This is a genomic window from Actinokineospora sp. PR83 (genome assembly GCF_021056305.1).
Taxonomy (GTDB): Bacteria; Actinomycetota; Actinomycetes; order Mycobacteriales; family Pseudonocardiaceae; genus Actinokineospora; species Actinokineospora spheciospongiae.
This window is the reverse complement of the sequence record NZ_JAJCXD010000112.1, coordinates 19,982-29,222: the sequence shown is the minus strand read 5'-3', so window position 1 is coordinate 29,222 and position 9,241 is coordinate 19,982. Positions and strand designations below refer to the sequence as shown.

Here is a 9,241-nt window from a genome sequence, read left to right as displayed (position 1 = left end):
TTCCCGCGCGGCCTGGCCCCGGCCGCCGCGGTGGCCGCGCTGCGGGCGGGCCTGGCCACCGACCCGGCCCGGCGGCCCTGCACCGTCCGCGCGTTCACCGCCGCCGTCGTCGCGGGCCTGGCCGAACCCGTGCGCCCGGCCGCGACCGCGGTGTCCACACCGGACCGGGTGTTCGGCGGCTACCTGCTCGGCGAACCGATCGGCCGGGGCGCGACCGGCACCGTGCTCGCGGGCACGCGGTGCGCCGACGGCACCGCGGTGGCGGTGCGGCTGCTGCGCGCCGAGCTGAGCCGCGACCCGGACCGGTTCCGCTCCACCACCGCCGCCGTCACCGGCCTCGACCACCCGAACCTGGTGCGCGTGCACGAGGTCCTCGTCGACCGGGGCCGGGTCGGCGTCGTCATGGACCTGGTCGACGGGGAGAGCCTGCGCGGGGTCCTCGACCGCGGTCCGCTGCCCTTGGGGGAGGCCGCCGCGCTGCTCGCGCAGACCGCCGCGGGCCTCGCCGCCGGGCACGCCGCAGGCGTGGTGCACGGGGACCTCAAACCGGAGAACGTGCTGCTCACCGGTCCGGAATCGGCGCGCACCGCGCTGCTGGGCGACTTCGGGCTGGCCACCGGCCTGGTGCGCACCCCGGACGTGGCCGCCCCGGAGGTCCGCCGCGGCGACCGGCCGGGCACCGCGGCGGACGTGTACGCGCTGGGCGCCACCGCCTACGAGGTGCTCGTGGGCCACCCGCCTGCCGCACCCGGCCCGGCCCGGCCGGACGGCATGGCGGGCTCGGTGTGGGAGCTGGTCGCGTCCTGCCTGCACGAGCACCCCGAGCACCGCCCGACCGCCCGGGAGGCGACCCGCCGCTGGGCCGCCTACACCGACCGCGCCGCCCTGGTCGACGTCCCGCTGCCGCGTCGGGCGTCCGACCCGGTGGAACTGCCGCGCCGATCGCCGCCCCCTGCCCCGGCCGCTCCGCTCTCGGACGAGTCGGAGTCGCCCTGGCGGCGTATGCCCCTGGCGGCTTGGTTGCGGTGGTGGCGTTCGCGTTGAGCCGGACGACGAGCAGCTCGCTCGCCTGCGCGCCGACTTCCGCGGGCGTCGCGCCCCGGTTCCCGCCGGTGGCCACCCGGGCCCCCGCCGCCATGCGCCCGCGCCCGTGACCCCGGTCCACGGCACCTGCCACGAGCGCTTCGCGGGCGTCCGCGCCGCCTTCGCCGACCTGTTCGCCTCCCACGGCGAGGTCGGCGCCGCCGCTGCCGTCCACCTCGACGGAGAACCGGTCGTGGACCTCTGGGGCGGTCACACCGACGCGGCGCGGACCACGCCGTGGGCGCGCGACACGCTCGTCTGCGTCTGGTCGACCAGCAAGACGGTGACGAACCTGTGCGCCCTGGTCCTGGCCGACCGCGGCGAGATCGACCTGGACGCGCCGGTGTCCCGGTACTGGCCGGAGTTCGCCGCCGCGGGCAAGGGCGGGGTCGAGGTCCGCCACCTCCTGGCCCACACCGCGGGCCTGCCCGACTGGGACACCCCCCTGCACGTGACCGACCTCTACGACTGGGACAAGGCCACCACCCTGCTCGCCCGCCAGGCCCCCCGCTGGGAACCGGGCACGGCCTCGGGCTACCACGTCACCACCCAGGGCCACCTGGTCGGCGAGGTCATCCGCCGCGTCACCGGCCGCACCGTCGGGGACTTCCTCGCCGCGGAGGTCTCCGGCCCCTTGGGCGCCGACTTCGCCATGTCCCTGCCCGCCTCCCAGGACCACCGGGTGGCCGACTGCATCCCGCCGTCGCAGTCCGCCCCACCGACGGCCGCGGTCCCGCCGGTTCTCGTCCGCCGACTGGTGGAGCCCGAGGACACCTGGACGCCCGAGTGGCGCCGGGCCGAGATCCCCGCGGTCGGCGGTTTCGGCAACGCCCGCTCGGTGGCCACAATCCTTTCCGCCCTGGCCGGTGCCGACACCGCACTGCTGTCCGAAGCGGGGCGCGGGCACGTGTTCCGCCGACAATCCCGGGGCACCGACCTGGTCCTGGGCGTGCCGATCACCTTCGGCATCGGCTACGCCCTCGTGGACCCGCACTGGCCCCTCTCCCCCAACCCGCGCACCTGCTTCTGGGGTGGCCGAGGCGGTTCCCTCGCGGTGGTCGACACCGATGCCCGCCTGGTCGTCACCTACACCATGAACCGGATGACCACGGCCGGCCTGCGCGACCCCCGGGGCCTCAGCCTGGTCGAGGCCGCCTACCGGGCCCTGGCCGCCTGACCGGTGCCCGCCCGGCGCCGCGGACCTCGGCGGGGTGCCGTGCGGCGGCCAGTGGTGCGGATTCCGGGGTGCCGGTGCGGCGGGTGTGCCAGGGTGGCCGTCATGCGGATCACGTGCTTCGTCCTCGGCGTGCTGTGCCTGCTCGGCTCGGCCGGATTTGTCGTCCTCGGCACTCTCAACCTCGGTGACAGCGGGAGTTCCAGCCGCCCCACCACGGCGAACTTCCGCACGCAGGTGGTCGTCTACGACGAGCCCGACCTGGACGACTTCGGGCCCGCCACGACGCTGGCGGGGGTGCTCGCGGTGGCGGGGGCCGCGTGGATGGTCGGGGCCGTGGCGTTCGCGCCCCGGCGGGTCGCCCCCGCGCCGCAGCCGCAGCAGTGGCAGGCGCCGCAGTACGGTCCGCCGCAGCAGCAGTACCCGCAGCCCGGTCCGCTCCCGCAGCAAGCGCAGCCCCAGCACGGCCACCCGCAGCAATCCCACGGGCAGCAGCCGCCGCAGTCGGGCTGAGCGGGGCCGTACCGGGTACCGGGGCGTTCGCGCGCACCGGTGTGGGCCGGTCGGCGGAATCCGGGGGAACAGCAGGTGACATGCGGGGTGCGGGCGGTGGTTCGCGGTAACGCGGTCCTCGCCGCCCACGACGCCCATGCGGGCGACGCCCGGCCCAACCGGCGGCCGGGGTCGCCGCAGGTCCCGGTCCCCCGCCGCTTGGAGCACCTTTGCGACTCCGCAGAACCCGACCACCGAGGCCGTTGACGGTCGCGCTGGTCACCGCCGTCGCGGTCGTACCCTCGATCGCCGTCCTGGCCGCGCAGCCCGCGTCCGCCGCCCCCTTCACCCCCGGCGACGTGGTCGTCCTGCGCGTGGGCACCGGTGAGGCCGCCCTCGGCAACACCGCCACCGCCGCCTTCCTGGACGAGTACACCGCGACCGGCACCCTGGTCCGGTCCACCCCGCTCCCCACGGCCACCGCGGGCGCGAACCGCCGGGTGACCCTCAGCGGCAGCGCCACCTCCGAGGGCGCCCTGTCCCTGTCCCAGGACGGCCGCCACCTGACCCTCGGCGGCTACGACGCCGCCCCCGGCACGGCGGGCGTCGCGAGCACCACGACCGCCTCGGTGAACCGCGTGGTCGCCCGCGTGGCCGGTGACGGCACCGTGGACAGCTCCACCGCGGTCACCGACGCGTTCAGCGGCAACAACATCCGCGCCGCCACCTCCGCCGACGGCGGTGGGCACTGGGCCGTGGGCGCCAACGGCGGCGTGCGGTACGTCCCGCACGGCGGCGGCGCGAGCACCCAGCTCGCCACGACCCCCACGAACATCCGCACGGTCACGGCGGCGGGCGGTCAGCTCTTCTTCGCCACCGGCAGCGGCACCACCGGCGTCTACACCCTCGGCGCCGGTCAGCCCACCACCGCCGGGCAGACCGCGACCCTGGTCGCGGCGGCGCCGAGCCCGTACGGGGTCGTCGCGCTCGACCGCGACCCGGCCGTGCCCGGGGTGGACACCCTCTACGTCGCCGACGACTCCGCCGCCCCCGGTGGCGGTGTCCTCAAGTTCTCCTCGGACGGCACCGCCTGGACCGCGCAGGGTTCGTTCCGGCCGAACGGCAGCGGCGCGCGCGGCATCACCGGGCAGGTGACCCCGTCCGGTGTGACGCTGTTCGCCACCACCAGCACCGGCACCGGCGCCCTGGTCCGGGTCGAGGACACCGCCGCCCCCGCGGCCCCGATCGCGGCCACCGGCACCACGCTGCGCACCGGGGCGGCCAACACCGCCCTGCGCGGTGTCGCGTTCGCCCCGGCGGCGGACACCGCCCCGACCGCGCCGTCGATCACCACCCAGCCCGCCGACGCCACCGCGGGGCCGGGCGGCACCGCGACGCTGACCGTCGCCGCCTCGGGCACCGGTCCGCTGTCCCACCAGTGGTTCCAGGGCCCGGCGGGCGACCAGTCGACCCCGGTGGGCACCGACAGCGCCTCCTTCACCACCCCGCCGCTGACCGGCAGCACCTCCTACTGGGTCCGCGTCAGCGGCCCGGGTGGCACCGCGGACAGCCGCACCGCGACCGTGACCGTGTCGACGGCGCCGAACACCGCGCCGTCGATCAGCCCGGTCCCGGTGCCCGAGCTGGCCGTGACGATCGGCGACCCGGACAACCCGCCCGCGGTCCGCACGGTCGACGTCGCCGACGCGCAGTCCCCGGCGAGCGGTCTGACCACCACCGTGACCAGCGCCGACCCCGCCATCGCCACCGGCGGCACCACCGGCACCGGTGCCACCCGCACGCTGACGGTCAACCCCGTCGGCGTCGGCCACACCACGCTGACGGTCACCGTCTCCGACGGCGACCTGACCGCCCAGACCACCTTCCCGGTCTCGGTTTCCGCCGCCTTGCCCGCGGGCACGCACAACCACTACGGCGGCAGCGACGCCAGCACCGCCGTCGACCTCGGTGGCGGCGCGATGGTCGTCGCCGACGACGAGACCAACGTGCTGCGCGTCTACGACCGCGAGCACTCCCGCTACCCGGCGTCCTCGTTCGACGTCCGCGCGGCGGGCTTGGCCCTGCGCGATTCCGACGTCACCCGCGAGATCGACATCGAGGCCGCGGCCCGGCGGGGCGACACCATCTACTGGGTCGGCTCGCAGGGGCAGAACTCCTCCGCCAAGACCCGGCTCAACCGCCAGGAGCTGTTCACCACCACGGTGTCCGGCACCGGAACCACCGCCACCCTCGCCCTGGGCGGCAGTTACCAGAACCTGCGCGACGACCTGATCGCCTGGGACAACACCAACGGCGCCGCGCTCGGCCTGGCCGCCGCGGCCACCCGCGCCCCCGAGGGCGACGGCTCCGGCCCGACCGGGTTCAACCTGGAGGGCGCCGAGTTCGCCCCGAACGGCGACCTGCTGCTGGCCCTGCGCGGCCCGGTCACCGCCGACGGCAAGGCGGTCGTGGTCCCGCTGACCAACCCGGCGGCGCTCGTCGCGGCCAACCCGACCACCGGCACCGCGGCGACCTTCGGGTCCGCGCTGCGCTGGGACCTCGGCGGCCGGGGCGTGCGGGAGATCCGCAAGAACGCCGCGAACCAGTACCTCGTCATCGCCGGTCCGTCCGACGGCGGAACCGGTGCGGCGGGTGAGTTCAGGCTCTACAGCTGGGACGGCGACGCCACCCACCAGCCGGTGGTCCGCGCGGGTTCGCTCGACGCCGTCGCGGCCACCGGCAAGCCCGAGGCGATCGTCTCGGTGCCGGACTCGCTCACCGACACCTCCACGATCCAGGTGCTGGCCGACTCCGGCGACACCGCGTTCTACGGCGACGGCGTGATCGCCAAGGAGCTGCCGCTCGCGCAGCGCAAGTCGATCAGCGCGACCGTGACCGTGGGCGCCGCCCCGGCGTGCACCGTCCCGGTGGCCACCATCGGCTCGGTGCAGGGCACCACCGACACCAGCCCCAGGGCGGGCCAATCGGTCACCGTGCGCGGCACCGTCGTCGCCGACCACGAGGGCGCCGGCCCCGCGCTGCGCGGCTTCTACCTGCAAGACGGCGGCGACGGCGACCCGGCCACCTCGGACGGGATCTTCGTCTTCGACAACGGCGCCGACCTGGTGTCCAACGGCGACGTGGTGGAGGTGAGCGGCCCGGTCTCGGAGTTCCAGGGCCAGACGCAGCTCTCCCCGACCACCGCGAACGTGCGGTCCTGCGGCACCCGGGCGCCGGTCACCCCGACCGACGTCACCCTGCCCCGGACCAGCGCGGCGGACCTGGAGCCGTACGAGGGGATGCTGGTGCGCCTGCACCAGACCGTGACCGTCACCGAGCACTTCCAGCTCGGCCGGTTCGGGCAGGTCGTGGTCTCCTCCGGCGGCAAGCTGCCGCAGCCGACCTCGATCATCCCGGCCTCGGACACCGCGGCGGTGGCGGCACAGCAGAACGCCAACAACCTCAACCGCCTGATCATCGACGACGCCACCCAGGCGCAGAACCCCGACCCGATCGCCTTCGGCCGCGGCGGGCAGCCGCTGTCGGCGGCGAACACCCTGCGCGGCGGCGACACCGTCACCGACGCCGTCGGCGTGCTGACCTACACCTGGGCGGGCAACGCGGCCTCCGGCAACGCCTACCGGCTGCGGCCGATCGGCGCCCTCGGCGGCACGGCCACCTTCGACCCGGTCAACGAGCGGCCCACCAGCCGCCCGGACGTCGGCGCGGGCGCGGTGAAGACGGCGGGCGCGAACCTGCTCAACTTCTTCAACACCTACACCGGCTGCCGCTTCGGCACGGCGGGCGGCCCGGCCGACTGCCGCGGCGCGAACAACAACACCGAGTACCAGCGCCAGCTCGCCAAGGAGGTCGAGTCGCTGCGCTTCCTCGACGCCGACGTCACCGGCGTCATGGAGATCGAGAACGACGGCTACGGCCCGACCAGCGCCATCCAGGCACTGGTCGACGCCCTCAACGCGGTCGACGGCCCCGGCTCCTGGGCGTTCGTCGACGCCGACGCGGCCACCGGCGTGGTCGACGTGGCGGGCACCGACGCCATCAAGGTCGCGCTGCTCTACCGCCCGGCCCGGGTGACCCCGGTCGCGGGCGCGACGTTCGTCGACCAGAACCCGGTGTTCGAGCGGCGCCCGGTCGCGCAGACGTTCCGGACCCCGGCCGGTGCGCGGTTCACCGTGACCGCGAACCACTTCAAGTCCAAGGGCTCCTGCCCCACCACCGGCCCGGACACCGACCAGGGTGACGGCCAGAGCTGCTGGAACGCCCGGCGCACCCAGCAGGCGAACGAGCTGGCGAGCTGGCTCGGCGGCACGGTCGTGCCCGCCGCCGGTGACCCGGACGTGCTCATCGTCGGCGACCTGAACTCCTACGCGGGCGAGGACCCGATCACCGCCCTGGCGGCGGCCGGGTACACGAACCTGGCGAAGGAGTACCAGGGCGAGGACACCTACTCGTACGTGTTCGACGGCCAGTGGGGCTACCTCGACCACGCGCTGTCGTCGGCGTCGCTCACCCCGCAGGTGACCGGCGCGGGGGAGGCCCACCACAACGCGGACGAGCCGTCGGTGCTGGACTACAACACCGACTTCAAGACCCCGGGCCAGGTGGCGTCGCTGTACGCGCCGGACCGCTTCCGCACCAGCGACCACGACCCGGTCCTGGTCGGACTGGACCTGGGCGCCGCGGCGGAGGTCTCGGGTGCACCGCAGGCGGGCACGGTCGGGGCGCCGTACACCCACGGGTTCACCCTGAGCCGCCCGGCCGCCACGACGGTCTCGGCGGGGTCGCTCCCGCCGGGGCTGTCGCTGACCGAGTCCGGCGCCCTGGTCGGCGTGCCGACCGCGGCGGGTGACTTCGCCTTCACCGTGCGCGCCACGAACGCCTACGGCGCGACGGAGTTCGCCACCTCGGTGCACGTCGACCGGGGTGCGGCGGCGGTGTCGGTGACGGCCGCGCCGTCACCGGTCGCGACCGGCGGTGCAGTGGTCCTGACCGCCGCGGTGACCGGCCCGGTGCCGCCCACCGGCACGGTCGCGTTCACCGAGGGCACCACCACCCTCGGCACGGCGGAACTCGTGGACGGCACGGCGTCGATCACCGTCCCGGCCGCGGTGGGCGGGCACCCGGTGACCGCCGCGTACTCGGGCTCCGCCGACCTGCTCCCCGCCACGGGCACCGCCACCTACGACGGTGTGGACCCGGTGGCGCTGTCGGGCACCCTGCCGGACGGCAAGGTCGGCACCGCGTACTCGGCGACCGTCCCGCACACCGGTGGCGAACCGGTGGTGCTGTCGGTCTCGGCGGGCACCCTGCCGCCGGGCCTGACCCTGTCCCCGGCCGGTGTCCTGTCCGGGACGCCCACGGCCGCGGGCACGCACGCGTTCACGGTGACCGCGTCCAACGCGGTGTCGAACACCAGCCGCGAGTACTCGGTCGTGGTGGTTCCCGCCACCACGACCACGGTGGTCACCTCCTCGGCGAACCCGTCGGTCGTCGGTGCCGCGGTCCGGTTCACCGCCACCGTCTCCGGCGCGACCGGGGGCACCGTCCAGTTCGCGGTGGACGGCCGGGCGTTCGGCGGGCCGGTGGCGGTGGTCGGCGGCAAGGCGGTGTCGGAGCCGATCTCCACGCTGGGCCTCGGCGCGCACCCGGTGACCGCCGTGTACTCGGGCGCCGCGCCGAGCACGGGCACGCTCACCCAGTCCGTGCAGGTCGGGGTGAAGGTCCTGGCCCCGGGCGCCACGGCCCAGGCGGGCGCGGTCGTGCCGATCCGCTTCCAACTCACCGACGCGTCGGGCAGGCCGCTGCCGCTCACCTCGATCCTGCTGCTGCTCAGCGGCCGGGTCACGGTGTCGGCATCGGGCGCGCAGTCCCTCGCGGCGGCCCAGCCGGTGTACGACCTGTCCACCAACACGTTCGTGCTGCTGTGGAAGACGGCGAAGAAGCCGGTCGGACCGGTGACCGTGTCGATCAAGGTCACCTTCCCCGGGGTGCCGGACCAGGTGGTCGCGGTGCCGGTCGTGCTGAAGTAGGAACGGTGTGACGAGAGGACCCCGGCGCGATCCGCGCCGGGGTCCTCTTCCTGTGACGGGTGTGGGCCGTCAGACCGTGTTGTGGACGAGTTCGTCGGCCAACCAGTTCAACTCGGTGAGGTCCCGCGCGGCCCCCTTCGCCGACGGCCCCCACACCCCGTCGGGCTCGACGTCCTGCACGCTCATCCGCACCAACGGGTCCTCGATCGCCGCGAGCCCACCACCCGCCACCGCGTCGGCCCGCGTGTGCACCACCCGCTCCCGCAACCGCCGCGAGACCGCGTGCCCCAACGCGGTCCGCGGATCGCTCCCGATCCTCCCGCGCCGCAAGGCCAGCAGGACCACCGGGACCACGAACAACCCCGCCACCCCCACCGCGGCGAACCCACCGTCCAGGGCACGTCTGTCCACAAGGGTCAGGGTGGCGATCGAGGTGCCGCAG

The 9,241-nt window shown here is 75.4% G+C and carries 5 protein-coding genes; 4 read left to right on the top strand and 1 reads right to left on the bottom strand.

Annotated elements, in window-relative coordinates; translation table 11 throughout:
- The 4 genes from L6E12_RS30920 to L6E12_RS30905 all read left to right on the top strand — a co-directional run.
- A partial coding sequence (locus L6E12_RS30920; RefSeq protein WP_236231462.1) for a serine/threonine-protein kinase occupies positions 1–1,044 on the top strand: 1,044 nt, incomplete at its 5' end.
- A gap of 106 nt (positions 1,045–1,150) precedes the next feature.
- Complete coding sequence (locus L6E12_RS30915) at positions 1,151–2,260, top strand: serine hydrolase domain-containing protein (protein ID WP_236231461.1); 1,110 nt, start codon at positions 1,151–1,153, stop codon at positions 2,258–2,260.
- Positions 2,261–2,362: 102 nt separating this feature from the next.
- Complete coding sequence (locus L6E12_RS30910; protein WP_236231460.1) at positions 2,363–2,770, top strand: hypothetical protein; 408 nt, start codon at positions 2,363–2,365, stop codon at positions 2,768–2,770.
- 242 nt (positions 2,771–3,012) lie between these two features.
- Entirely contained in the window at positions 3,013–8,799 is a 5,787-nt protein-coding gene (locus L6E12_RS30905; RefSeq protein WP_236231459.1) for an ExeM/NucH family extracellular endonuclease, read from the top strand.
- A 69-nt stretch (positions 8,800–8,868) separates the two neighbouring features.
- On the opposite strand, the gene L6E12_RS30900 is transcribed toward L6E12_RS30905, so the two are convergent.
- Positions 8,869–9,241 (bottom strand): hypothetical protein (locus L6E12_RS30900; protein WP_236231458.1); only part of this gene is annotated, 373 nt, incomplete at its 5' end.

Excerpts from the sequence above, each read along its gene's own strand:
- L6E12_RS30910 (WP_236231460.1), top strand. The coding sequence starts at position 2,363 with ATGCGGATCACGTGCTTCGTCCTCGGCGTGCTGTGCCTGCTCGGCTCG.